The organism is Microbacterium plantarum (assembly GCF_035231185.1).
In the GTDB taxonomy this organism is placed as follows: domain Bacteria; phylum Actinomycetota; class Actinomycetes; order Actinomycetales; family Microbacteriaceae; genus Microbacterium; species Microbacterium plantarum.
Window position 1 is genome coordinate 2,116,304 of record NZ_CP141117.1, and the last position, 24,820, is coordinate 2,141,123.

Here is a 24,820-nt window from a genome sequence, read left to right on the forward strand (position 1 = left end):
GGTCAGTAGCCGACAGTGAAGCGCTCGCGGACGTGCTTCGGGTTCTCGATCTCGTCGACGACCGCGATGGCGAAGTCGGCGCCCGAGATGAACGAGTCGCCGTTCTCGTCGGTCACGAGCACGTCTCCACCGTCGCGATAGTGTCCGGTGCGCTCGCCCGGGTTGAATGAGCCGAAGCCGCCCGCAGGGTGGATGAAGAACCAGTCGCGACCGCTCTCGTCGGCCTGCAGGTCTTCGAGGATGCCGATCGCCTCGAGCGCCTCGTCCTTGAACTCCTCGGGGAAGCCGCTGTCGATCAGGCGCGGACCGCCCGGCGCGACGAGGCTGCCACCCGCGCCGCCGACCACGCCGACGCGCACGTTCTTGGGAAGACTCTCGACCAGCAGCGCCGTGTTCGGGCGCACCTGGCCCTGCATGTCGCCGCGCGGCGCGACGGCGGAGACCACGACATCGACGCCCTCGAGCTGACCGACGAGCGCCGGCACGTCGAGCAGGGTGCCTTCGAGGTAGGTCGCACCCTCGACGCGCTCAGCGGGAACCTTGCGGGCGACCGAGACCACGGTGTGGCCGCGCGACACGGCTTCCTCGACGATGTGGCTGCCGGCGTAGCCGGTGCCTCCGATGACAGCGATGCGTGCCATGACTGTTACCTCCGTTGGGTGTCGAGCGCAGACCGCGGTCCGCGCGTGTGGCGAGTCAGCGAGCGGGCTGGGTGTGCCAGATACGGTCGATGTAGTCGCGGATGGAGCGGTCCGACGAGAAGAAACCCGTGCGGGCGACGTTCAGGATGGCCGAACGGGTCCAGGCATCGCGGTCGGCGTAGGCGGCATCCACCCGCTCCTGCGCCGCGATGTACGACGTGTAGTCGGCCAGCACCATGAACCGGTCGTCGTAGAGCAGGTTCGACACGACGGGCTCGAAGGTCGAGCGGTCGCCCTCCGAGAACGCGCCCGACCCGATCAGGTCCAGGGCACGGCGCAGCTCGTCGTCAGCCTGGGCGAACTCTCCCGGCCGGTAGCCGGCGGCCCAGAGTTCCTCGACCTCGGGCTCGCTCATGCCGAACAGGAAGAAGTTGTCGTCACCGACGAGCTCACGGATCTCCACGTTCGCGCCGTCATCGGTGCCGATGGTGAGCGCGCCGTTCAGGGCGAACTTCATGTTGCCCGTGCCCGAAGCCTCCTTGCCGGCCAGCGAGATCTGCTCCGACAGGTCGGCGGCGGGGATGACCCGCTCGGCAAGGGTGACGTTGTAGTTCGGCGGGAAGACGACCTTGAGGCGCCCCTCGAGGCGCGGGTCGTTGTTGACGACTGCGCCAACCGCGTTGATGAGATGGATCACACGCTTGGCCATCGCGTAGCCGGGAGCCGCCTTCGCGCCGAAGATGAAGGTGCGCGGCTGCAGGTCGGATACCGCCACTCGGCCCGACACGACACGCTCGTAGAGGGTGACGATGTGCAGCAGCTTCAGCGTCTGACGCTTGTACTCGTGCAGCCGCTTGACCATGACGTCCAGCAGATGGTCGTCGGCGATCTCGAAGCCGTCGCGCTTCATCAGAACGTCGTTGAGGCGCCGCTTGTTCGCGGCCTTCACGTCGGCGAAGGCAGCGCGGAAGTCCGGGTCCTCCGCGTACGACTCGAGTTCACGCAACCGCTCGAGGTCGGTGAGCCAGCCCGTGCCGAGCGCGGCCGTGATGAGCTCGGAGAGCTTCGGGTTCGCCAGCCGCATGAATCGGCGCGGCGTGACGCCGTTCGTGACGTTCGTGAACTTCTCGGGCATCATCTCGTCGAACTGATGCAGCACCTTCTCGCGCAGCAGCTGCGAGTGCAGCTCGGCGACGCCGTTCACCTTCGCCCCGGCGACCGTCGCGAGGTAGGCCATGCGCACGGCCCGGTGCTCGGAGACGATCGACATGTCGCGCAGACGCTGCTCGTCGTCGCCGAACCGCTCGCGCACACGCAGCAGGAACTCGTCGTTGATGCGGTAGATGATCTCGAGATGCCGCGGCAGCAGGCGTCCGAGCAGATCGACCGACCAGACCTCGAGCGCCTCGGGCAGCAGGGTGTGGCAGGTGTAGGCGAAGCACTTCTGGGTGATCGCCCACGCGGCATCCCAGTCGAGCTTCCGCTCGTCGACCAGCACGCGCATCATCTCGGGGACGGCGATGACGGGGTGGGTGTCGTTGAGCTGGAAGATGACGCGGTCGGGCAGATCCTCGAGATCGAAGTCCTCCGGCAGCACCTTCATCATGTAGTCGGCGATGGATGCCGCGACGAAGAAGTACTGCTGCTGCAGGCGCAGCTCCTTGCCCTGCGGAGTGGAGTCCTCGGGGTAGAGGACCTTCGAGATGTTCTCGGCGAAGGTCTGCGCGCGCACCGCCTCGACGTAGTCGCCGCTGTTGAAGGTGCGCAGGTCGAAGGCCTTCGTCGCCTCGGCGCTCCAGAGGCGGAGGGTGTTCACACGACCGTTCTGGTAGCCGGGGACCATGTAGTTGTAGGGCACGGCACGGACGCTCCAGGCCGGCACCCATCGGCTGCGGATGACGCCGTCATCGTCGTAGGTCTCGGTGTGACCCGCGAACGACACGGTCTGCGCCGCTTCGGGGTGACGGAACTCCCACGGCGAGCCGAGTGCGAGCCAGGCATCCGGCTTCTCGATCTGCTCGCCGCCCCGGAACACCTGCCGGAAGATGCCGTATTCGTAGCGGATGCCGTAGCCGATACTCGGCACGCTGAGGGTGGCCAGCGAGTCGACGAAGCACGCGGCCAGCCGCCCGAGACCGCCGTTGCCGAGGCCCGGCTCGACCTCGTGGGCACGCATCGTGTCGATGTCGATGCCGCACGCGGCCAGTGCTTCGGTGGCGATGTCGGTGAGCCCCGACGCGAGCAGATTGTTGTCGAGCTGGCGCCCGAGCAGGTACTCCGCCGACAGGTAGCAGACGGCCTTCCGCTGGTCCTCGCGCTGACGTCGCTGATCTTCGAGCCACCGCGCGACGAGGTAATCGCGGACGGTCGCCGCGAGCGCCATGTACTTGTCGGTCTCGGTGGCCGCCGACAGGGCGACGCCGCGCTCCATGTTGAGGTTCAGCAAAAACTCACGCACGAAACCGTCGACCGTGGCCGGAGGCGAGCTCACCGGCGCGAGCGCCAGCGGGTGGGTCGCGACGATCGTGCGGGAGCCGGAGGTGTTGTCGTTCTCGCTCACGGTTCGAAACTACCCGCTGGATCGTCATCCCGCGGGGTCGTCTCTGATGGACCGCCCGGAATTTACAGGAAGGTCATCGCTCGGTCACAGCCGGCGTCACCGCGATCACTCCTGGGCGGCGCGGATCGTGGCGACCTGGTAGAGCGCGACGGACGCCGCGATACCGGCGTTGAGCGACTCGGTCGCCGACGAGATGGGGATCGAGACGACCTGGTCGCACGTCTCCGTCACGAGACGCGAGAGCCCCTTGCCCTCCGAGCCCACGACGATGACGACCGGGCGGTCGGCCAGCTGCAGCGCTGGCAGCGCGACGTCTCCCCCGCCATCGAGACCGAGTACGAAGACGCCCTGCTTCTTGAACTCCTTGAGCGTCGTCGTCAGGTTCGGTGCGATCACGACCGGGATGCGCGCGGCCGCGCCGGCGCTGGTCTTCCAGGCGGCCGAGTTGACGCCCGCCGAGCGGCGCTGCGGCACGATGACGCCCTGGCTGCCGAAGGCGGCCGCCGAACGCATGATCGCTCCGAGGTTGCGGGGGTCGGTGACGCCGTCGAGCGCGACGAGCAGCGGTGTCTCGCCCGAGTCGATGACCTGCTCGAGAAGATCCTGCGGGTGGCCGTACTCGTACGGAGGCACCTTGATCGCGACGCCCTGGTGCACGCCGTCGAACCCGGCCATGCGGTCGAGTTCCTGCCGCGTGACCTCGAGCACGGGGATGCCGCGGTTCGTGGCGATCGACAGCATCTCCTTGACGCGGTCGTCCATCTCGACGCGCTGCGCGATGTAGAAGGCGGTGGCGGGGATCTTGGCGCGCAGCGCCTCGAGGACGCTGTTGCGGCCGGTGACCGTCTCGGTGTCGTCACCCGACTTCGACTTGGGCGCGCGGTTCGAGCTGCCTTGGCGCTGCTGCGGCTTGCCGCCGGCAGCGACGTAGCGCTCCTGGGCGGCCTTGCGCTTACCGGCGGGGTGCCAGGCGCGGTCTTCGGCCTTGGGGGTCGGGCCGCGCCCCTCGAGCGAGCGACGGTTCTTGCCGCCGGTGCCCTTGGTGGGGCCCTTCTTCTTGCCGCGTCCGGCGGACGGGTTTCCTGGCTTAGCCACGGTTCACACTCCAATGGGTCCCCTCGGGACCGTCTTCGAGGACGATGCCGGCCGCCGCGATCGCGTCGCGGATGCGGTCGGCCGTCGCCCAGTCCTTGGTGGCGCGCGCCTCGGCGCGCTGGTCGATCATGGTGCGCACGAGCGCATCGAGAGCGATGGTCTCGGCGTCGTCGCCGCGCGCCTCGCCGGCGGCGTCGAGTCCGAGCACAGCGAGCATTCCCGAGACGGCTGCGACGGCATGCGCCACTGCGTCTCGATCGCCCGCGTCGAGAGCGGTGTTGCCCGCCCGGACCGTCTCATGCAGAACGGCGAGCGCCTGCGGGACGGCGAGATCGTCGTCCATCGCCGAGGCGAAGGCGGCGGGAAGTTCGACGTCGCGAGACGCTGATGCGTCGGGAAGCAGGCGTGCGGCGCGCTGCAGGAACGCCTGGATGCGGGCAAGCGCCGCCTCCGCCTCATCGAAACTCTGTGAGGTCAGGTCGAGGCTCGAGCGGTAGTGGGCGGCTCCGAGCGCGTATCGCACGACGCGGGGGTCGCGCTCACGCAGCACATCGTCGGCGAGCAGGAAGTTGCCGAGCGACTTCGACATCTTCTGATCGCCGACCGTGACGAGGCCGTTGTGAACCCAGTAGCGCGCGAAGGCGTCACCCGCGGCGGTGGACTGCGCGAGCTCGTTCTCGTGGTGCGGGAAGCGCAGGTCGAGCCCGCCGCCGTGGATGTCGAACTCGCCGCCGAGGTAGCGCCGGCTCATCGCCGAGCACTCGATGTGCCAGCCGGGACGGCCGAGTCCCCAGGGGGAGCTCCAGGCGGCGTCCGACGGCTCTTCGGGCTTGGCGCCCTTCCACAGGGCGAAGTCGCGCGGATCGCGCTTGCCTCGGGGGTCGGCGTCCGCCGCGGCCTCCATCGCGTCAAGCGACTGGCGCGTCAACGAACCGTAATCGGGCCACGACCGCACATCGAAGTACACGTCTCCCGATCCGTCCGGCGCCGCGTAGGCGTGGCCGCGCTCGATGAGGGTCTCGATGAGCTCGATCATCTGCGGAACGGATGCCGTGGCGCGCGGCTCGTACGTCGGCGCGAGCACGCCGACCGCCGCATAAGCGCGAGTGAACTCGAGCTCGATCCGGTAGGCGAGCGCCCACCAGGGCTCGGCATCCGTCGCATTGGCGAGGATCTTGTCGTCGATGTCGGTGACGTTGCGGACGAAAGTCACCCGCCCGTGACGGTACTCGAGCCAGCGACGCAGGATGTCGAACCCGACAGCGGCCCGGACATGGCCGATGTGGGGCCCCGACTGGACCGTCGGACCGCAGACGTAGACCGTGACGTTCGACGGGTCGCGCGGCGCGAAATCGCGCAGCGCCTGCGCGCGGGTGTCGTAGAGGCGAACGGTCACTGCACCAGCCTACCGGCGGGCTGCCACGCCGCCGTGGCATGAGCGCGCTCCGAGACGCGGTAGAACTGGAGGGTGCTGCCCGTGATCGCCGTCCTTGCCGCGGCAGTGCTGTTCGGCACGACCGGCACCGCACAGGCTCTCGGCCCCGAGAGCACCACACCGCTGGGGGTCGGCGCCGCCCGGCTCATCGTCGGCGGCACGGCGCTCGCTGCCGTCGGCCTTTCGGTCGGGGCCCGAAGACAGCGCGCACGCTTCGCACGCGACGGCATCCGCCCGGTCGCAAGTTCGCGCGCCGTCGCCCTCATGGCACTGACCGGGCTCTGCCTCGCCCTCTACCAGCCGTTGTTCTTCCTCGGCACGGCGCGCAACGGTGTCGCCGTAGGGACGGTCATCGCACTCGGATCCGCGCCGGTGCTGGCCGGACTGCTCGAGTGGGCCCTCACGCGGCGGCGGCCGACGACGTCGTGGATGACAGCGACCGCCCTGGCCACGGCCGGAGTCGCCCTGCTCGCCGTCGCGGGAGGCGGCTCGGCGGGGGCGGACGGTCTTGGCGTGCTGGGGTCACTCGGGGCGGGCGCCTCGTTCGCGGTGATCGCCAACGCGCAGCGGCGGCTGATCTCCGGCGGCTGGGACGCCTTCACCGTCTCGGGCGCGATGGGAGCCGGAGCTGCGGCGTGCGGCGTCGCGATGCTCCCTTTCACCGACATGGGCTGGCTCACCGACGCCCGCGGCTGGACGATGGCTCTCTGGCTCGGGCTCGCGACCGTCGCGCTCGCCTACGCCCTGTTCACCTGGGGGCTCGGCGGTCTGAGCGCCGCGACCGCGGCGACTCTCACCCTCGCCGAACCGCTGACGGCAAGTCTGCTCGGCGTCATCCTGCTCGGTGAACGTCTCGCTCCGCTCGCGCTCGTTGGGCTGGCGGTGCTCGCCGCGGGCCTGGTGCTGCTCGCCGCGACCTCGCGCTCTCGTAGCAACCCTGCCCCGACACCCCTGGAGGCCTGACATGACGGAATCGCTCACCATCGTCCGAGATGATCTCTCCGGCGTCGCGACGCGCGGGCTGCTGGCCGCACATCTGGCCGGCATGCTCGCGAACACGCCCGTCGAGAGCGTGCACGCACTCGACCTGACGGCGCTGCAGCATCCCTCCGTGCGGGTGTACTCGGCTTGGCTGGGCGACGAGATCGCCGCCGTCGGAGCGCTCAAGGTCTTCGGCAGCGACTGCGCCGAGATCAAGTCCATGCGCGTCTCCGAGGCCTTCATCGGGCGCGGGCTCGGACGCGCGATGCTGCAGCACCTCGAGCGGGAAGCCCGGGACGTCGGCATCCGCTCGCTCTGGCTCGAGACCGGCTCCGGCGCGGATTTCGTCCCGGCACGCGGACTCTACGAGAGCGCCGGGTTCTCGTGCTGCCCGCCCTTCGGCGACTACTCCCCCGATCCGCTGTCGGTGTTCATGACGCGCGACCTCGATCCCGCGACCGAGTCCGCTGCTCGCTGAGCCGCAGCACGGTCGACGTCGGGCGCACTTCGATGCATCAGGCGCAGCTCGAACCGCGCTTCATCCGCGCAACTGCGCCCGACCCGTGCCGGATGTCGGCTGACCCGTCAGCGGATGCGGTGAACGAGGGCGACGGCGGTCGCTGAGACGCCTTCGCCGGTGCCGGTGAACCCGAGCCCGTCGGTCGTCGTCGCGGCGACGGAAACCGGCGCCCCGAGGGCATCTGTCAAGACCGCCTCGGCCTCGGCACGGCGCGGCGCGAATCGCGGGCGGTTGGCCTGCACCTGAACCGAGACGTTGCCGATCGCGAACCCGGCCTCAGACACGAGCTCGCGCACCCGCCGCAGGAAGACGACGCCCGAGGCACCCGCGTACTCGGGACGGTCGACGCCGAAGTGGGTGCCGATATCGCCGAGGCCCGCGGCCGCGAGCACCGCGTCGACGATCGCGTGGGCGACGGCGTCACCGTCGGAGTGACCGCGCAGTCCGGCCTCGCCGGGCCAATCGAGCCCAGCCAGCCGCAATTCCCCGTCCCCCCCGAAGGCGTGGACGTCGGTACCGATACCGACGAGCGGGATCACGGATGCCGCAGGAGTCGCCGGCCGCAACAGGTGACGCGCTCGATCGAGGTCGGCGGGCGTGGTGATCTTGAACGACAGATCGTCGCCCATCACCGTGTGGACGGGGTGACCGACGGCCGCGAACAGGGCGGCGTCGTCGGTGTACTCCTCCGTCGCCGCGGCGTACGCCGCCTCGAGGAGCGCGCGGGGGAAACCCTGGGGAGTCTGCGCCGCTACGAGCGGAGCGCGATCGACGGCTTCGTCGACCACGGCGCCGGTCACGCGTTTGAGCGTATCGACGACCGGCCGGGCGGGGACGACCCCGGCGCCGGTGCGTTCGACCTCGGCGATCACCCGTTCGAAGACATCCGGCGGGGTGAGGGCGCGAGCGGCGTCATGGACGAGGACGGTCTCGACGTCGGCCCACAGCGCTGCGAGCCCCGCGGCGACCGACTGCTGCCGCGTCTGGCCACCGACGACGACCGACACGAGATCGGACCGCCCGCCGAACGCCGCTTCGGCCTCGGTCTGCGCGTCGCCCTGACGTCCGCGGGGAACGACGATCACGACCTGCGCCGCCGGCGCCGGGGCAATGCCGTCGAGGGCGTGCCTCAGGATCGAATGCTCGTCGATACCGACGAAAGCCTTCGGCGCCCCGGCCGACAATCGTGTTCCGGAACCGGCCGCGACGACGACGATAGCGACGCGCGGAACGGGGATGATGCCCACGGCAGCGGATGCCGGATCGGCCTCAGGAGGCGAGGACCTCGTCGAGGACGCCCGAAGCGTGGTCCTCATCGGCCTTCAGCGCGAGCGCGATCTCGGAGACGAGGATCTGACGCGCCTTGGCGAGCATGCGCTTCTCACCCGCGGACAGGCCACGGTCCTGATCGCGACGCCACAGGTCGCGAACGACTTCGCTCACCTTGATGACATCGCCCGAGGCGAGCTTCTCGAGGTTGGCCTTGTACCGACGCGACCAGTTGGTCGGCTCTTCGGTGAAGGGAGCGCGCAGGACGTCGAACACGCGCTCGAGACCGTCCTTGCCGATGACGTCGCGAACGCCGACCAGGTCGACGTTGTCAGCCGGGACCTCGATGATGAGGTCTCCCTGGGTGACGTTGAGCTTCAGGTATTTCTTCGTCTCGCCCTTGATGATCCGGTCCTTGACCTCGATGATCGTGGCTGCCCCGTGGTGGGGGTAGACGACGGTTTCGCCAACCTCAAAAAGCATGGAGTTATATCCCTTCGGCAACATCCAGGATAACACAGGGGGCATACAGTAAGGTTTGCCGCCGCTTATGCCCCGCAGCATCCAGCCGATGTCGGCGGACCAGCCTCGTCACCCTCTAGACTGCTGAGGACGCCGTCTGCCTGCCTGGAGGATCCGTGAAACTGCGAATCGTCGCTTCGATTGCCGTGGGCGCCGCCCTGACCCTGGGAGCCGCCGGCTGCAGCATGATCGCGCCGCAGGCGACCACGATCGACTTCTCCGCTTCGGACGGCGTGAACATCCCGCCGTCCGGCCCGCTCGACGTCCGCAACGCGATGGTCATCGCCGACGAGTCCGGCACGGCCGGCAACTTCCTCGCCGCCATCGTCAACCCCACCGACGAGGACCACACGCTCATCTTCGGGTTCGACGGCGTCACCACCGAGATCGAGGTTCCGGCTCGCGACAGCATCAGCCTGGGCGTCGACGGCAACGAGCCGATCCTGCTCGACGGCATCGACACCAAGCCCGGCGCGACCCTTCCGATGTCGTTCCAGTCGGGCGACGCCGAGGGCGTACGCATCGACGTGCCCGTCCTCGACGGCAAGCTTCCCTACTACACCGAGTACGTCCCGCTCGAGACGCCGACCCCGTCGGTGACCCCCACCCCGTCGGCCACCCCGACACCGTGACGACTCGGCGCATCTGACGCGAACAGAGGGCCCGGCGTTCATCGCCGGGCCCTCTTTTCATCGCGCTCGCGAGCGTCAGCCTTCGAATCGATAGCCGAGGCCTCGAACGGTGAGCAGCATCGACGGCTGCCCCGGGTCGCTCTCGATACGCGAGCGGATGCGCTTGATGTGCACGTCCAAGGTCTTCGTGTCACCGAAGTAGTCGCTGCCCCACACGCGGTCGATCAGCTGCCCGCGGGTCATCACGCGTCCGGCGTTGCGCATGAGCACTTCGAGCAGCTCGAACTCCTTGAGCGGCATGTTGATCACGCTGCCGTCCACGGCGACCGTGTGACGGTCGAGGTCGATCGTGACCCGACCACCGACGAGCACGCGTTCGTCGACATCGACCTCTGCGGTCGCCGCACGGCGCAGCACAGCCCGCATCCGCGCCAGCAGCTCGCGCGACGAGTACGGCTTCGTCACGTAATCGTCGGCGCCCAATTCCAGCCCGACGACGATGTCGACCTCGGAGTCCTTGGCCGTGAGCATGATGATCGGGATCTTCGACGTCGTCCGGATGATGCGGCACACCTCGGTTCCCGGCATCCCGGGCAGCATGAGGTCGAGCAGCACGATGTCGGCACCACGCGACTCGAAAGCCTCGAGCGCAGCGGGTCCGTCCTCGGCGATCTCGACCTCGAAGCCCTCCCGTCGCAGCAGGTAGGCCAGCGGGTCGGCGAGGTCGGGCTCATCCTCCACGAGCAGGACACGGGTCATGATGGGTCTCCCTTCGTCCGGGCGGGAAGGGCCCGGGCGATCTTCTTTCTGGTCTTCCGGGGCGTCGGCGCCGCGCCGTCGGGCGCGGCGATCGCGGGAAGGCGGATGGTGAACGTGGAGCCGCGGCCCGGCCGCGACCACAGCTGGACCTCGCCCCCGTGGCGCTGGACGGCGTGCTTGACGATCGACAGCCCGAGCCCGGTGCCCCCGGTGCGTCGGGAACGGGCGTAGTCGGCCCGGTAGAAGCGCTCGAAGACGCGCTGCTGCTCGCTCTCGGGGATCCCGATACCCCGGTCGGTGACGGCGATCTCCACCGTGTCGCCGTTGCCACGGATGCCCACGCCCACTTGGCTCGCCGGCGGCGAATAGACGATGGCGTTGGCGATGAGATTGCCCACCGCTTCGCTCAGCACCTGCACGTCCCCGCGGACGTAGAGCCCGCGGTCGCCACCGCGCACGAGGGCGACGCCCGCCGACTCGGCAGCGATCGCGTGCGTCTCGATCGCCGACGTGACGACCTCGTCGATCGCGACGTCGCGCAGCTCGGTCAGCTCGTCGGAGGACTGCAGGCGAGACAGGCTCATGATGCGCGAGGTCAGGTTGCCGAGCCGCATCGCCTCGGCGCTCAGCCTGCTGGCGAACGAGCGCACCTGTTCCGGGTCGTCGGCGGCCGACTCGATCGCCTCGGCGAGCAGAGTGACGGCTCCGACCGGTGTCTTCAGCTCGTGGCTCGTGTTGGCCACAAAGTCGCGGCGCATCTCAGCGAGCCGCTCGCGCTCGGTGATGTCGCGGACCAGCACGAGCGTGAAACGCGGCGTGATGCTGCTGGCGCGCGCGACGATGAGGCGCGGTTCCGCCGGCGCGACGCCGCGTCGGAGCTTCAGCGTTCCCGTCTCGGAATGCGGCACGCCGCGGGAGGACCGCAGCAGCTCGCGCAGCTCATCGCCGGGGATCGACTCGCCCTCGAAGAGACCGAACAACTCGGCGGAGGGCGACGTCGCGACAATCGTGAACGACGCATCGACGATGAGCGCAGCCTCGTCGAGGGCGCCCAGAACCTCACGCGCGCCCGCAGGCAGTTCGCCGTCGGCCTGTTCCTGCGCCTGAGCGCGAGCACGCCAGGCGAGGAAGGCCACGGCGCTGATGAGAAGGCCGACGAACACGCCCGCGAGAAGGGCGAGCAGCGCGAGCTGCGTCGGATTCATTCCTCCAGATTAGAACGCGGCGCAGGGTCCGCCCATCGCGTCTCGGCCGTTCCTACCCCGACTCGCGCGGATGTTCATCGGCTCGGCACCGTTCGTTAACCTTGTCGAGCGACAATCGCGTCGCCGTGAGTACGGCGTCGTGCTGTCTCCGCAAGAAGGAAAGGTGCTCCGATGCGCGAAGTGTTCCACCAGTCCCTCGAGGACGTCCAGACCCGCCTGGTCGAGATCTCCGAGCTGGTGACCGTCGCGATCGAGAAGGCCACGCGTGCATTCGGCACGAGCGACATCACCCTCGCCGAAGAGGTCATCGACGCGGATGCCGTGATCGATGAGAAGGCCATCGCGATCGACGAGCTGGCGATCGAGATCCTCGCCCGCCAGCAGCCGGTCGCCCGTGACCTGCGCATCGTCGTCTCAGCGCTGCGCACGAGTGCGTCGCTCGAGCGCATGGGCGACATCGCCGAGCACATCGCGCAGCTCACCCGCATGCGCTTCCCCGAGCGAGCGATCCCGAAGGGCCTCAAGGGCACCTTCACCAAGATGGGCGAGATCGACGTCGAGGTCGCGCGCACGCTGACCGAGCTGCTGCGCTCGGAAGACCTCGCGCTCGTCGAGACGCTGCGTGCTCTCGACGACCGGCTCGACGACCTCCACCTCAGCGTCTTCGAGAAGGTGCTCAGCGAGAACTGGCAGGGCGAGGCCGCGGCCACGGTCGACGCGACCCTCGCCAGCCGGTACCACGAGCGCTTCGCCGATCACGCGGTGACGGTCGGCAAGCGCGTGGCCTACCTCGCGACGGGTGAATGGCGCCCCGACACCGAGACGATCAACGTCATCGTGAGCGAGAGCGGTCTCTGACCGGCATCCGGTCTCGACGACGAAGGGGCGGTGCCGATCGGCACCGCCCCTTCGTGCGTGTCGTACTTAGGCCTTGCCCTGGTTGGCCACGGCAGCAGCTCCCGCTGCGGCCGCCTCGGGGTCGAGGTACTCTCCCGGACCGAGCGGCTTCAGGTCCTCGTCGAGCTTGTAGACCAGCGGGATGCCGGTGGGGATGTTCAGCTCGGCGATGTCGTCGTCGCTGATGCCCTCGAGCTGCTTGACGAGCGCGCGGAGCGAGTTGCCGTGAGCGGTGACGAGCACGGTCTTGCCGGCACGCAGGTCCGTGGCGATGTCGGACTCCCAGTAGGGCAGCAGACGGTCGATGACGAGCTTCAGCGACTCGGTGCGGGGCACCTCGCCGTCGATGTCGGCATAGCGCGGGTCGTTCACCTGGCTGTACTGGTCGTCGTCGGCGAGGGGCGGCGGCGGCACGTCGAACGAACGACGCCACAGCATGAACTGCTCGTTGCCGAACTCCGCGAGGGTCTGCGCCTTGTCCTTGCCCTGCAGGGCGCCGTAGTGGCGCTCGTTCAGACGCCACGAACGCTTGACCGGGATCCAGAGGCGGTCGGCCGCATCGAGCGCGATCTGAGCGGTCTGGATGGCGCGGCTGAGGACCGATGTGTACAGGACGTCGGGAAGCAGGCCCGCCTCGGCGAGCAGCTCACCGCCGCGCTGGGCCTCGGCCTTGCCCTGGTCGGTGAGTCGGACGTCGACCCAGCCGGTGAACTGGTTGGACTTGTTCCACTCGCTCTGCCCGTGGCGGAGGAGGATCAGCGTGTAGGGCGCACTCATGCTCCGAGTCTATCGAGCCGGGGCCTGCAATCATGGGGTCATGGCCCCGGGACATATCGGGCAGGCCACCCGTGGAACCACGAACACGAACCGCCTGCGTCGCGTCGATCGCTGGATCGCGCGGCATCCCGTGCTGCGCCGGTGCGCCGACCCCCTGGTGATCGACCTCGGCTACGGCGCGAGCGGCGTCACGTCGTTCGAGCTGGAGGCACGCCTGCGCCCCGCGCGACCCGACGTAGAGGTGCTCGGGCTCGAGATCGATCCCGAGCGCGTCGCTCGCGCGCGCACGCAACTCGAGGAGGTGCGGGTCGGACGGACGCCCTTCGCCCCGGACGCCCGCGTCGGATTCGCGCGAGGCGGGTTCGAGGTGCCCGTGCCGGGTAGCCGCCGGCCGGCGATCATCCGTGCCTTCAACGTATTGCGCCAGTACGACGAAGCGGATGTCGCCGACGCGTGGTCCCGGATGACGTCGCGCCTCGCACCCGACGGCATGCTCGTCGAGGGCACGTGCGACGAGATCGGCCGGGTGAGCACCTGGATCGAGGTGGGCCCGGGTGCCGCACCCCGCAGCCTCACCATCTCGCTCCGTCTCGCGGGGCTCGACTCCCCCGCGATCGCGGCCGAACGTCTGCCGAAGGCCCTCATCCACCGGAACGTCGCCGGTGAGCGGGTGCACGAGCTGCTGTCGTCGCTCGACGACGAGTGGCGGCGGGCCGCGCCGGCATCCGCTTTCGGCCCGGTGCAACGGTGGCGGACGGCCCTGGGGGCGATGGCTGACCGCGGAATCGACCTCGGCGACCGTTCACGGTGGCGCCTGGGCGAGTTCACCGTTCCGTGGAGCGCAGTCGCGCCGCACTGACGCCCGCCGCGTCCGTCATCGCGCGAGGTCAGCCCTCGTTCCAGTCAGCGGCGTCCCGTCGCGCCGCAGCACGGCGAGCGACGGCGACAGCGGCTTCGTAGCCCTCCTCGGGGTACGAGACGAGGTGCTCCGTCGCGAGGGCGTGCACGCGGACGTTCCACTCCCCCGCTGCCGCAGCCCGGTCGATCGCGTCGCGGCCCGATTCGCCGAGCATCACGAACGCCCGGCTCAGACTCTGCTGCAGATCGTCCGGCCCGAGGCCGAAGTGCGCCGCCAGTTCCGATGCGAGCGCGGCGCGCTCGGCCTCGGGTGCGAGTCCGGCTGCCGTACGCCACGCGGTCCGCGCGACCTCGGCGTTCTCGTCGTGCAGGAGCTCCGATGTGATCGCGGGCCAGGCCCGGGGGTCGCGGATCTTCGAGAGCGTGTGGAGCGCCTGAGCCCGTGCCCTCGGGAACGGCGATCCGAGCTCGGGAAGCACCCGATCGAGAGTCGTGTCGCGGTCCTGCCGGGTGAGGGCCCAGGTCAGGGTCTCGCGAACGGTGAGGTCGGGCTCGTGCGCGCACTGCTCGACGAGCACCGGAACGTACTCGGGACGCGGGTAGGTTCCCGCCGCCATCGCGCTGCGAACCCGCTCCGACCCGTCGGGTGAGGCCAGTGCGCGGCGCAGCAGATCCGCGGCCGTGGGGGCGTTCTCGCTGGTCATGTGGCTTCCCTCCCCTCCATCGAACACCCTCGCCGGCTCGCTTGTTCCGTCGACAGGCCGAGCGCGCCGGCAGGGCAGGATCGGCGGCCGCCGCATCGGCTCAGCACGTCCGAGGGCAGGGTCGAGGATCAGCCGCCGATGTCGAGGGCGACCTTGATCCAGCCGGGCTCGCGGCGGTCGAAGGCCTCGTACGCATCGATGACGCCCGCCAGCGACTCGTGCGCCGTGATGAGGGCGGTGGGATCGAAGACACCGGCGGCGACCATGTCGATCAGCGGAGGCGTGACGCTGTGGTGATCGCAATTGCCCATCCGCACGGTCAGGTTCTTGTTCATGGCCTGCCCGATCGGATAGACCTCGGCCAGCGGCGAGTAGACCCCGATGATCCCGATGCGGCCGTACTTGGCGACCATCTCGACCACCCAGCGCGATGCCTGCGACGGAGCGTCGCCGGGTCGCCAGAGATCGCCCTGGGGCGCGATGTCGGGCGCGACCTGCGCGACCTCTTCGTCGAATTCCGCCGCGGCGTCGTCATCCGGAGCGGCCGGCCCACGAGCCGGACGTTCGGCGTCCACACCCACGGCGTCGATGACGCAGTCGGCCCCGATGTCGTTCGTCAGTTCCATGACGGCCGACACGGGGTCGACGTCGTTGAAGTCGATGATCTCTGCCCCGAGGGTCCGGGCCTGTGCAAGGCGATCCGCGACGCCGTCGACGACGATCACGCGTCCCGCCCCCTGCTTGAACGCCGAGACGACGGAGAACTGCCCGACGATCCCCGCTCCGAGCACGACGACGATGTCACCCCGGGAGACCCCCGCCAGCTGCGCGCCGAACCATGCCGTCGGGAAGATGTCCGAGAGCAGGATCGCCTGATCGTCCGTGACGGAGTCGGGCAGCTTCGTCATCGTGTTCTGCGCCCACGGGATGCGCGCATACTCGGCCTGCAGACCGTTGATCGGCCCCGTCGCCTCGGGCCCGCCGAAGAAGGATGTGCCGGCGTGCGGCCCGTTCGGGTTCGCCACGTCGCACTGCGCGGTGTGCCCATCGCGGCAGTAGCGGCACGCGCCGCACGACATCGTCGAGTTAATCACGACACGGTCACCGGGTTGGAAGCCGCGAACATGTCCGCCGACATCGGTCACGACGCCGACCGCTTCGTGTCCGAGGATGGTGCCCTCCTTCATCCCCGACATGGTGCCGCGGATGAAATGAAGATCGGTGCCGCAGATCGCGCTGCGGGTGATGCGGACGATGGCGTCATGCCCGTCTTCGATGCGCGGTTCGTCGACCTCGTCGAGCCGGATGTCGCCGATGCCGTGCCAGACCACTGCCTTCATGATCGCTCCTCACTCCAGGGGAAGACGACCACGCCAGGGAGGCGCCGGGATGCCGCGCGAGGCGGTTGCGAACCCCTGCTGCCTGCCGTACCGTCGGCGGGCGCTCAGATCCGCGGCATCGCCGCGCGGGCCTCGGCCTGCGGCATCCCCGCCGCCGTGAGCAGATCGACGACCAGTGGACGCAGCGCCGTGATGACGTTCTGGTCGCCGAGTGAGGAACCGGGCGCCAGACTGGTCGGATCGAGCCGGGTGGCGACCGCGAGCAGCGACTCTCGGGCGGCCGGTTCCAGCGCGATGTCGTCGATCGACTGACCCAGCAGGTCGGCGGCGCGCGCGATCTGGGCGAGCAAGTCCGCCGCGATCGGGCGCGGCTGGCGGTCTTCGAGGGCGTACACCACGCGGCGCGCGATGACCCGGAGGTTGCGTGTCGCGAGGTCGAGGGATGCGCGCATCCGGTCCTGACGTTGCAGCTCCTCACGCTGGCGCCGGAGGAACGGCGAGATGCGCGCTACGGCGAGCCCGGAGTCCAGCGAGGTCGCCCAGTCGTCGACGAGCGGCTGCAGCGCTCGCGCCTTCTCGAGTCCGCGGTCAGCACGCACGCGGTCGCCGCGGCGCAACGCCTGGATGACGGTCGCCGCCGCGCCGTCGAAGTTCGCGGACAGGGCGCGGCCCGCGCGCGAGACTTCGCGCAGCGGCCGGCGCGGCAGCAGGGCCGTCGCCAGCAGCGCGGCCACCGCTCCCACCGATCCGTCGACGAGGCGCAGGAACGGCATGCTTCCGGGAATCGCGATCACGATCACCGACTGGATCGCTGCCGAGATCGCGAAGCTCGGCTGCGCCGAGAGCGCCCGTGCGGTGAGCAGCGTCGCGGCGAGAGCCAGGGCGAGCTGCCAGGTTCCCGATCCGACGACGACCACGATGAGTTCCGAGACGAGCACGCCCACCAGCATCCCGATCACCGTCTCGAGAACCCGACGAGGCCGCGCGTCGCGCACCAGACCCAGGCTCGAGATGGTCACGGTCGCCGCGAGCAGGGGCGACGGATGCCCCAGCACGAGGTGCGCGAAGGCGTAGGCCGCGGATGCCGCGACGACGATCTGCACGATCGCCGGAGCGGAGTCGCGCGCGCGCTCGAAACCCCGACGCGGGCGCACGCGCGCCCGCCAGCCGGTCGCGATGGGTGCGGTGACGGCGGGCGGCTCGTCGGAGCGCTCGGGCGACACGTCAGGTGCGGCGGCTCAGGCGCGGCAGCCTCGGCGGCGCAGCGGTGCGCCCGGCGTCGGGCGGCACGACGACCTCCTGCACAGCGGCCACGCTCTCGCCGTCCGCGTCCACCACGAGCTCGGCGTCGACGGGCACCGACCGCTTGACGATGGCGAGGGCGATCGGGCCCTGCTCGAAGTGCCGGGCGACCGAGGTGATGCGACCGACCTCGTCGCCGTCGCGGCGCACGACCGCGCCGCGTTCAGGAAGCACCGCGTCGCTGCCGTCGAGCTGCAGGGCCACGAGCCGTCGGGGTGGATGGCCGAGGTTGTGCACCTTCGCCACCGTCTCCTGGCCGCGGTAGCAGCCCTTCGACAGGTGGACGGCGGTGCGGAGCCAGTCGACCTCGTGGGGAAGCGTCATGCCGTCGGCCTCGGTGGCCGCGCGCGGCCGCCACGCGGCGACGCGCAGGGCGTCCGCAGCCCATCGCCCGGCGACACGGCGACGGCCCGCGGCGGCATCGTCGGCGAGCCGGCGGAGGTCCTCGCGGTCGACGATCGCCTCGGCCCAGTCGCGTCCGGCGCCGGGATGCCCCTCACCGGCCGCGTACCCCCACCCTCCGATCGAGACCTCGGGCCACGGGTCGCGCCACACGGCGGACGATGCGAGGTCGGCCACTGCGGATGCCGTTCCGCCGACGGCCGCCGTGTCGCCGGAACGATCGACGACCTCGACCCGCAGCCGGAACCGCATGCGCGTGAGCCAGGTGACCAGCGCCTCGAGACGCTCGACGTCGGTGATGAGCCAGGTCATCTCGCCATCGTCGACGACGGATGCCGCGTGCTCTACGTGACCATGCGGGTCGAGCACGAGCAGTTCGGTGCTCTCCCCCGGGAGCAGCTGCGTCAGCGCCTGCGACGTGAGCGAGTCGAGCCAACTGAGCCGGTCGGGGCCCGCGACCGTGACCACTGCACGGTCGCCCAGGGGTGCGACCGCACCGCCACTGTCGAGGAGCTGCTGCTCGCGCATCGGATTGCCGATGTGCGTGAGCCCCAGGTCGTCGCACACCGCTCCGTCGACGCCGGCGAAGGTCGCGCCGTCGCCCGGCATCACTCGGCCTTGGCCAGACGGGCGGACGCGTGCGAGGCGAGCTCGCCGCCGAGCGCCGCGATGTCCCACGCCCAGAGGAGGTGGCCGTCGACCAGCCCGTACATGCGAGTCGCCGCGGTGTACTCCTTCGCCCCCGCCGTGCGGACGACGGCGTCCGTCGCGAGGTCGATGCGCGGCCCGCGGACCTGCCCGAGGTAGAGCTCGCTCACGCCGTCGGAGTGCACGAGGGCGACCTCCAGGTCGAAGCCGCCTTCAGCGTTGCGGAGCGCCTCGACGTCGTCGACGGTGCGCTCGCGCCCGGGTGCGGATGCCGGAAGCAGTCCCGGTCCCGCATCCTCGGCTCCTGCCGGACGCGCGACCCTCCAATAGCCGGTCTCGGCGACCAGCGGGCGGTCGCGTGCACCGTTGTCGTCGAGGAGCCAGGCGCTGGCGGAGTAGTTCAGATAGTCGCCACCGTCGTGGCTGAAGCTCACCTGGTGCGCGAACTCGCCGGTCAGATGACCGTCGGCAGTCTCGTAATCGATGACGCCCGAGCCCTCCCAAACTCCGAGCAGCCACGACAGCGGGACGAGGTCCGCCGGCAGGTCGGTGGGCAGCTCGAGCACGATGTCAGCGCTGGCCGCGGTAGAGGTTCTTCACGACGACACCCGACACGAAGACGATGGCGAGCGACGCCAGTCCGAGCAGGCCCACGTAGAAGATTTCGAGCGCGAGGAGATCCATGTCTCTACTCTATGCCCGCGCGGACCGTTCACGCCTGTGGCAAGCGGTTGCGGTCAGGCTCCGACGAGCGACGCGAGCCCGAACCCGATGCCGATGAAGCCCATGACGAACAGCGCGCCGAGCACGCTCACGGCCACGCGCTCGATGAAGCCGCGCACCCGTCCCAGCGCCAGCTGGACCGCGAAGGCGAGGATCAGGCAGCCACCGAGGGCCACCGGCATCCACATCGCCCGGTCTTCGGCGGGGGCGAGGATTCCCACGAGGACTGCGGCGACGGCCGCGGCGATCCAGACGGCGACGACTCCGACGACGGTGCGCGGAGGTGCGAGATCGGGCGTGGTCACCGTCCCATTGTGGCCCACCATGTCGCGCGGTGCGACGGTGCGCACAGGCCGCACCCAGCGAACGCCTAAGATGAGGTCACGTCCCGGCCGCTCCCGGAGGAATCCCCGTTGGCACAGCTTCTCGTTCTGAGTTCCACGCACGGCGGTGGTCTCGCGCTCCCGGCGCTCGAGCTGCTCAGCCACCGTGTGCGGCAGATCCCCGCCGAACCCGCACAGCTGGTCAACGCCCCCAGCGCCGAGGTCGTCTTCGTCGACGCACGTCATGACCTCGTGGGGGCGAAGTCGCTGTGCAAGATCCTCGGCAGCACCGGCATCGACGCACCGCTCGTGCTCATCGTCACCGAGGGCGGTCTCACCGCCGTCTCCACCGACTGGGGCATCGATGACGTCATCCTCGCGACCGCCGGCCCCGCCGAGATCGACGCGCGCATCCGTCTGGCGATCGGACGTGTCAGCAAGGAGGCGGTCTCGAGCCGCATCCAGACCTCCGGCATCACGATCGACGAGTCGTCGTACTCGGCGAAGGTGCACGGACGGCCGCTCGATCTCACGTACAAGGAGTTCCAGCTGCTGCACTTCTTCGCGACGCACCCCTCGCGGGTGTTCACCCGCGAGCAGCTGCTGAGCGAGGTCTGGGGATACGACTACTTCGGCGGCACGCGCACGGTCGACGTTCACGTCCGGCGACTGCGCGCGAAGCTCGGCGACCTCGAGCAGCTGATCGGGACCGTCCGCAACGTCGGCTACCGCTTCAACGTGTACGAAGACGAGCCGGTTCCCGCCGGCGGCGCATCCGCGCAGAGCTGACTCTCCGCCTCGTTCACCGGCAGGACACGCAGGACTGCCATGATGAGGGGATGATCGACACCGAGGCTCTGGACTCCGGTCTGGGCGACGCCGACGACGACGACTTCGACCCGGCCGTCGAAGACGTCGACGCACAGCTGCCCGACCACCGCTACACCGACCGTGAGATCAGCTGGCTCGCCTTCAACCAGCGCGTGCTCGAGCTCGCCGAAGACCCGACGCTGCCGGTGCTCGAGCGGGCCAACTTCCTGGCGATCTTCGCGAGCAACCTCGACGAGTTCTTCATGGTGCGCGTCGCGGGCCTCAAGCGGCGAATCGTCACCGGCCTCGCGGTACCCACCAACGTCGGCCGAGCTCCGCAGGAGGTGCTCTCCGACATCTCCGCCGAGGCGCACGCGCTGCAGCTGCGCCACGCCGGCGCATGGGGCGACATGGTGCAGCCCGCCCTGGCGGAGGCGGGCATCGAGATCGTCGGATGGGACGACCTCGACGATTCCGAGCGCGGCCGACTGTACGACTACTTCCAGGCGCAGGTCTTCCCCGTTCTGATGCCGCTGGCCGTCGACCCGGCACACCCCTTCCCCTATATCTCGGGGCTGTCGCTGAACCTCGCGATCCGCATCCGCAACGCCAAGACCGGCCGGCAGGAGTTCGCGCGCCTGAAGGTGCCGCCGATGCTCCCCCGGTTCGTCGAGCTGAACACCGGCACGTCGGTCAAGCGCTACCTGCCGCTCGAGGACCTGATCGCGAACAACCTCGAAGACCTCTTCCCCGGCATGGAGATCCTCGAGCACCACACCTTCCGGCTCACGCGCAACGAGGATGTCGTGATCGAGGAGGACGAGACCGAGAACCTGATCCAGGCCCTCGAGGCCGAGCTGCTCCGGCGTCGCTTCGGGCCGCCGATCCGGCTCGAGGTGACCGAGGACATGGACGACGTCACGCTCGACCTGCTCCTCGGCGAGCTCGACATCACCGACCAAGAGGTCTACCGGCTGCCGGGACTGCTCGATCTGCGCGGACTCTTCGACCTCGCGCGCATCGACCGCCCCGAGCTGCGGTACAAGCCCCACGTCCCCACGACGGCGACCGCCTTCCAGCCCGCCGAGCAGAACGGGCGCACCGACTTCTTCGGCGCCATCCGCGCCGGCGACGTCCTCGTCCACCACCCGTACGAGTCGTTCACCACGAGTGTCGTCGCGTTCCTCGAGCAGGCGGCTCGCGATCCCCACGTGCTCGCCATCAAGCAGACGCTCTACCGCACCTCGGGCGACAGCCCCATCGTGCAGGCGCTGATCGACGCCGCCGAGCGCGGCAAGCAGGTGCTGGCGCTCGTCGAGGTGAAGGCCCGCTTCGACGAGGCCGCCAACATCGTGTGGGCTCGCAAGCTCGAGAAGGCCGGTGTGCACGTCGTCTACGGCCTCGTGGGGCTGAAGACCCACTGCAAGCTGCTGCACGTCATCCGCGAAGAGGACGGCACGCTCCGCAGCTACAGCCACATCGGCACCGGCAATTACAACCCCAAGACCAGCCGGCTCTACGAGGACTTCGGCCTGTTCACGAGCGACGAGCAGGTCGGCCGCGACCTGACGCGTCTGTTCAACGAGCTCAGCGGCTACGCGATCGAGAAGAAGTTCAAGCGGCTGCTGGTCGCACCCCTCCACCTGCGGAAGGGGCTGCTTCGGCACATCGACGCCGAGCGCCGCAACGCGCTCGACGGCAAGCCCGCCCACATCCGCATCAAGGTCAACTCGATGGTCGATGAGCAGATCATCGACGCCCTGTACCGGGCGAGCCAGGCGGGGGTGCGTGTCGACGTGTGGGTGCGCGGCATCTGCTCGTTGCGCACCGACCTTCCCGGCGTCACCGACAACATCACCGTCCGGTCGATCCTCGGGCGCTATCTCGAGCACTCGCGCATCTTCACGTTCCACAACGACGGCGACACGATCGCGTACATCGGCAGCGCCGACATGATGCACCGCAACCTCGACCGCCGCGTCGAGGCCCTGGTGCGCGTCGTGGCGCCTGCCCACGTGAAGGAGCTGACGACGCTGTTCGACCTGGCGATGAGCGACTCGACCAGCTCGTGGCACCTCGGTGACGGCGGGGTGTGGACGCGCCACGCGTTCGACGACGATGGCAAGCCGCTGGTCGATCTGCAGGACCGCACCATGGCTCAGGTGCAGCGGCGCCGCCGGGCGCGGGCGGTGCGATGACCGACACCGCGGTGTACGCGGCAGGCGGAGTCGTCTGGCGGTGGGTCGACGACAAGGTCAGGGTGCTGATCATCCATCGCACCAAGTACCGCGACCTCACCCTGCCCAAGGGCAAGGTCGATCCCGGTGAGATGCTCGCCGAGACGGCCGTGCGCGAGATCCGGGAGGAGACCGGCATCTCGGTCCGGCTCGGTCCGCCCGTCGGTGTCTCGAGGTACCACCTGCCGAGCAAGAAGCAGAAGATCGTCCACTACTGGGCGGCGGAGGCGACCGACCTGGCGATCAGGATGTCGACGTTCGTACCGAACAAGGAGATCGCCGCGCTCGAGTGGATGAGTCTGAAAAAGGCTCGCAAAGCGCTCAGCTACCCCGTCGACGTCGAGATCCTCGACGAGTTCGTGCGGCTCGTCGACGAGCGCGCCATCGACACATTCCCCCTCATCGCGCTGCGGCACGCGAAAGCCGTGGCTCGCGAGGACTGGGACGGCGAGGATGCCGCGCGGCCGCTCTCGTCCCGAGGCAAGAAGCAGGCGCACGCGATCGTCGGCCCGCTCGTCGCGTTCGGCGTCCGCCGCATCATCTCGTCCGACGCGCGGCGATGCGTGCGCACCGTGACGCCCCTGGCGGCCGCGATCAGCAAGCGGATCGACAAGTCTCCGCACCTTTCGCAGGACGCCTGGGAGAACGGTCAGGCCGATGTCCGGTCGGTCGTCGGTGATCGCGTGCGCGCCCGCAAGCCGGTCGTGCTCTGCACCCACGGCCCGGTGCTGCCCGACCTCCTCAGCGAGATGGCGCTGGCCACCGGCACCCTGCGCGGGTCGTATCTCGGCAGCGCCTCGTCGCTCGAGACGGGCGCATTCTCGGTCGTGCACCTGCCGCGGGAGAACCCCGGGGCCGGGATCGTCGCAATCGAAACCCACATGCCGAAGGTGTGATCTCGCACGCGATGATCCCCCGATAGCCGCGTCTTTCCGGGGCTGGGGAGCGCCGTTCACCTTCTGTTCACCCCCACAGCGCACTCTCGTAAGGGACGGTGTCTACCGTTCGGGACGAACCTGCACCGGGTTCTCGTCATCAACATGCGAAGGATTCACACAGTGAAGCTCTCCCGACTCGCCCAGCTGGGCGCCGTGGCCGCCGTGGCCTCTCTTGCCCTCGCGGGCTGCGCTGCGAACGAAGGCGGCGCTCCCGACGCCGGCGCCGGCTCGAGCGACTCCTCGGCCCCCTCCCTCGAGGGCAACCTCGTCGGAGGCGGCGCCTCGTCGCAGGAGGTCGCCGTCCAGGCCTGGACCCAGGGCCTGCAGACCGCCAACCCCGGTCTCACGATCGACTACGACCCCTCCGGCTCGGGCACAGGACGCGAGTCGTTCCAGGCCGGAGCCGTTCAGTTCGCCGGCTCGGACCGCGCGTTCAAGACCGACGAGATCACCGCCGGCCCGTTCGAGGCGTGCGCCGAGGGCTCCGACCTCGTCGAGCTCCCGACCTACATCTCGCCGATCGCCGTCGTCTTCAACATCGACGGTGTCGACTCGCTCAACCTCGACGCCATGACGCTGGCGAAGATCTTCGCGGGCCAGATCACGACGTGGAACGACCCGGCCATCACGGCCCTCAACGAGGGTGTCGAGCTGCCCGCGACCGCGATCACCCCGGTTCACCGCTCCGACAAGTCGGGCACCACCGGCAACTTCACCGACTACCTCGGCAAGACCGCTCCCGACGTCTGGACCGCCGGTTCGGTCGAGGAGTGGCCGGCCCTCGGCGGCGAAGCCGCTCAGGGTACGTCGGGTGTCATCTCGGCCGTCGAGGGCGGCCAGGGCACCATCGGCTACGCCGACGCCTCGCGCGCCGGCGACCTCGGCACCGTCGCGATCAAGGTCGGCGAGGAATTCGTCGAGTACTCCCCCGAGGCTGCTGCCGCGATCGTCGACGCCTCGCCCGAGGAGGAGGGTCGCGCCGCCACCGACATCGCGATCAAGCTCGACCGCACCAGCACCGAGGCCGGCGTCTACCCGATCGTGCTCGTGAGCTACCTCATCGGCTGCGCCGAGTACAAGGACGCCGCGACCGCTGAGATGGTCAAGGGCTTCTTCAGCTACGCCGCGAGCGCCGAGGGCCAGGATGCCGCGGCATCCGCTGCCGGCTCCGCTCCGATCTCGGAGACCCTGCGCACGCAGGTGACCGAGGCCATCGAGGCCATCAAGTAATACGCTCCGGGT

General features: G+C 69.5%; 24 protein-coding genes. 9 read left to right on the top strand and 15 right to left on the bottom strand.

Features of this window, described 5'->3' with window-relative positions; all coding sequences use genetic code 11:
• Window positions 1–2: 2 nt before the first annotated feature.
• From VC184_RS10235 to cysS, 4 genes are all read right to left on the bottom strand, one after another.
• The gene (locus tag VC184_RS10235; RefSeq protein WP_282501220.1) at window positions 3–641 is read right to left on the bottom strand and encodes an NAD(P)-dependent oxidoreductase; all 639 of its coding nucleotides are present in this window, start codon (window positions 639–641) and stop codon (window positions 3–5) included.
• Window positions 642–696: 55 nt separating this feature from the next.
• Window positions 697–3,072, bottom strand: a complete 2,376-nt coding sequence (locus VC184_RS10240; protein WP_282502589.1) for a glycogen/starch/alpha-glucan phosphorylase — start codon at window positions 3,070–3,072, stop codon at window positions 697–699.
• A gap of 234 nt (window positions 3,073–3,306) precedes the next feature.
• Complete coding sequence (gene rlmB / locus VC184_RS10245; protein ID WP_274178664.1) at window positions 3,307–4,296, bottom strand: 23S rRNA (guanosine(2251)-2'-O)-methyltransferase RlmB; 990 nt, start codon at window positions 4,294–4,296, stop codon at window positions 3,307–3,309.
• On the bottom strand, window positions 4,289–5,692 hold the full coding sequence (cysS, locus tag VC184_RS10250; RefSeq protein WP_282501221.1) for a cysteine--tRNA ligase: 1,404 nt from the start codon (window positions 5,690–5,692) through the stop codon (window positions 4,289–4,291). The genes rlmB and cysS overlap by 8 nt, the downstream gene beginning before the upstream one ends.
• Before the next feature lie 81 nt (window positions 5,693–5,773).
• Here cysS and VC184_RS10255 point away from each other — a divergent pair, with 81 nt between their 5' ends.
• A complete protein-coding gene (locus tag VC184_RS10255; protein WP_323986055.1) occupies window positions 5,774–6,694 on the top strand; it encodes a DMT family transporter in 921 nt (306 codons plus the stop codon).
• A gap of 1 nt (window position 6,695) precedes the next feature.
• Window positions 6,696–7,190 (top strand): GNAT family N-acetyltransferase, encoded by a 495-nt coding sequence (locus tag VC184_RS10260; protein WP_323986056.1) that lies wholly within the window; start codon window positions 6,696–6,698, stop codon window positions 7,188–7,190.
• A gap of 107 nt (window positions 7,191–7,297) precedes the next feature.
• Here the strand turns inward: VC184_RS10260 and ispD are convergent, their stop codons facing one another.
• Together ispD and VC184_RS10270 are read right to left on the bottom strand one after the other, a co-directional pair.
• Window positions 7,298–8,479 (bottom strand): 2-C-methyl-D-erythritol 4-phosphate cytidylyltransferase, encoded by a 1,182-nt coding sequence (gene ispD, locus VC184_RS10265; protein WP_282501225.1) that lies wholly within the window; start codon window positions 8,477–8,479, stop codon window positions 7,298–7,300.
• A 22-nt stretch (window positions 8,480–8,501) separates the two neighbouring features.
• Window positions 8,502–8,984: a CarD family transcriptional regulator gene (locus VC184_RS10270; RefSeq protein WP_023954865.1), complete on the bottom strand. Its 483-nt coding sequence runs from the start codon at window positions 8,982–8,984 to the stop codon at window positions 8,502–8,504.
• A gap of 155 nt (window positions 8,985–9,139) precedes the next feature.
• Between VC184_RS10270 and VC184_RS10275 the strand changes: the two genes are divergently transcribed.
• Complete coding sequence (locus VC184_RS10275; protein WP_114588359.1) at window positions 9,140–9,655, top strand: DNA modification methylase; 516 nt, start codon at window positions 9,140–9,142, stop codon at window positions 9,653–9,655.
• A 75-nt stretch (window positions 9,656–9,730) separates the two neighbouring features.
• On the opposite strand, the gene VC184_RS10280 is transcribed toward VC184_RS10275, so the two are convergent.
• Window positions 9,731–10,414: a response regulator transcription factor gene (locus VC184_RS10280; RefSeq protein WP_112617125.1), complete on the bottom strand. Its 684-nt coding sequence runs from the start codon at window positions 10,412–10,414 to the stop codon at window positions 9,731–9,733.
• On the bottom strand, window positions 10,411–11,619 hold the full coding sequence (locus tag VC184_RS10285; protein WP_112617126.1) for a sensor histidine kinase: 1,209 nt from the start codon (window positions 11,617–11,619) through the stop codon (window positions 10,411–10,413). Before VC184_RS10285 ends, VC184_RS10280 begins: the two co-directional genes overlap by 4 nt.
• 171 nt (window positions 11,620–11,790) lie before the next feature.
• Between VC184_RS10285 and phoU the strand changes: the two genes are divergently transcribed.
• Window positions 11,791–12,477, top strand: coding sequence for a phosphate signaling complex protein PhoU (phoU, locus tag VC184_RS10290; protein WP_274178669.1), 687 nt, complete (start codon window positions 11,791–11,793; stop codon window positions 12,475–12,477).
• 66 nt (window positions 12,478–12,543) lie between these two features.
• Here the strand turns inward: phoU and VC184_RS10295 are convergent, their stop codons facing one another.
• Entirely contained in the window at window positions 12,544–13,293 is a 750-nt protein-coding gene (locus VC184_RS10295; protein WP_112617128.1) for a phosphoglyceromutase, read from the bottom strand.
• Between the two features lie 40 nt (window positions 13,294–13,333).
• Between VC184_RS10295 and VC184_RS10300 the strand changes: the two genes are divergently transcribed.
• Complete coding sequence (locus VC184_RS10300) at window positions 13,334–14,152, top strand: class I SAM-dependent methyltransferase (RefSeq protein ID WP_323986060.1); 819 nt, start codon at window positions 13,334–13,336, stop codon at window positions 14,150–14,152.
• Between the two features lie 28 nt (window positions 14,153–14,180).
• Here VC184_RS10300 and VC184_RS10305 read toward each other — a convergent pair whose 3' ends face one another.
• From VC184_RS10305 to VC184_RS10330, 6 genes are all read right to left on the bottom strand, one after another.
• On the bottom strand, window positions 14,181–14,855 hold the full coding sequence (locus VC184_RS10305) for a HEAT repeat domain-containing protein (protein WP_274178671.1): 675 nt from the start codon (window positions 14,853–14,855) through the stop codon (window positions 14,181–14,183).
• 128 nt (window positions 14,856–14,983) lie between these two features.
• The gene (locus VC184_RS10310) at window positions 14,984–16,195 is read right to left on the bottom strand and encodes an alcohol dehydrogenase catalytic domain-containing protein (protein WP_282501226.1); all 1,212 of its coding nucleotides are present in this window, start codon (window positions 16,193–16,195) and stop codon (window positions 14,984–14,986) included.
• A gap of 104 nt (window positions 16,196–16,299) precedes the next feature.
• Complete coding sequence (locus VC184_RS10315) at window positions 16,300–17,418, bottom strand: FUSC family protein (protein WP_274178673.1); 1,119 nt, start codon at window positions 17,416–17,418, stop codon at window positions 16,300–16,302.
• Between the two features lies 1 nt (window position 17,419).
• Entirely contained in the window at window positions 17,420–18,508 is a 1,089-nt protein-coding gene (ygfZ, locus tag VC184_RS10320; RefSeq protein ID WP_323986063.1) for a CAF17-like 4Fe-4S cluster assembly/insertion protein YgfZ, read from the bottom strand.
• Window positions 18,508–19,113 (bottom strand): nitrobindin family protein, encoded by a 606-nt coding sequence (locus VC184_RS10325; RefSeq protein WP_274178674.1) that lies wholly within the window; start codon window positions 19,111–19,113, stop codon window positions 18,508–18,510. Before VC184_RS10325 ends, ygfZ begins: the two co-directional genes overlap by 1 nt.
• A gap of 171 nt (window positions 19,114–19,284) precedes the next feature.
• Window positions 19,285–19,575 carry a hypothetical protein gene (locus VC184_RS10330; protein WP_274178675.1) on the bottom strand — a complete coding sequence of 97 codons (291 nt, stop codon included), beginning with the start codon at window positions 19,573–19,575 and terminating at the stop codon, window positions 19,285–19,287.
• A gap of 108 nt (window positions 19,576–19,683) precedes the next feature.
• Between VC184_RS10330 and VC184_RS10335 the strand changes: the two genes are divergently transcribed.
• The 4 genes from VC184_RS10335 to pstS all read left to right on the top strand — a co-directional run bounded on the left by VC184_RS10335 (window position 19,684) and on the right by pstS (window position 24,808).
• A complete protein-coding gene (locus tag VC184_RS10335) occupies window positions 19,684–20,382 on the top strand; it encodes a winged helix-turn-helix domain-containing protein (protein WP_112617138.1) in 699 nt (232 codons plus the stop codon).
• Window positions 20,383–20,432: 50 nt separating this feature from the next.
• Complete coding sequence (locus VC184_RS10340; protein ID WP_112617139.1) at window positions 20,433–22,601, top strand: RNA degradosome polyphosphate kinase; 2,169 nt, start codon at window positions 20,433–20,435, stop codon at window positions 22,599–22,601.
• Window positions 22,598–23,536 (top strand): NUDIX hydrolase, encoded by a 939-nt coding sequence (locus VC184_RS10345; RefSeq protein WP_274178676.1) that lies wholly within the window; start codon window positions 22,598–22,600, stop codon window positions 23,534–23,536. Before VC184_RS10340 ends, VC184_RS10345 begins: the two co-directional genes overlap by 4 nt.
• A gap of 162 nt (window positions 23,537–23,698) precedes the next feature.
• Complete coding sequence (gene pstS, locus VC184_RS10350) at window positions 23,699–24,808, top strand: phosphate ABC transporter substrate-binding protein PstS (protein WP_112617141.1); 1,110 nt, start codon at window positions 23,699–23,701, stop codon at window positions 24,806–24,808.
• Window positions 24,809–24,820: the final 12 nt, after the last annotated feature.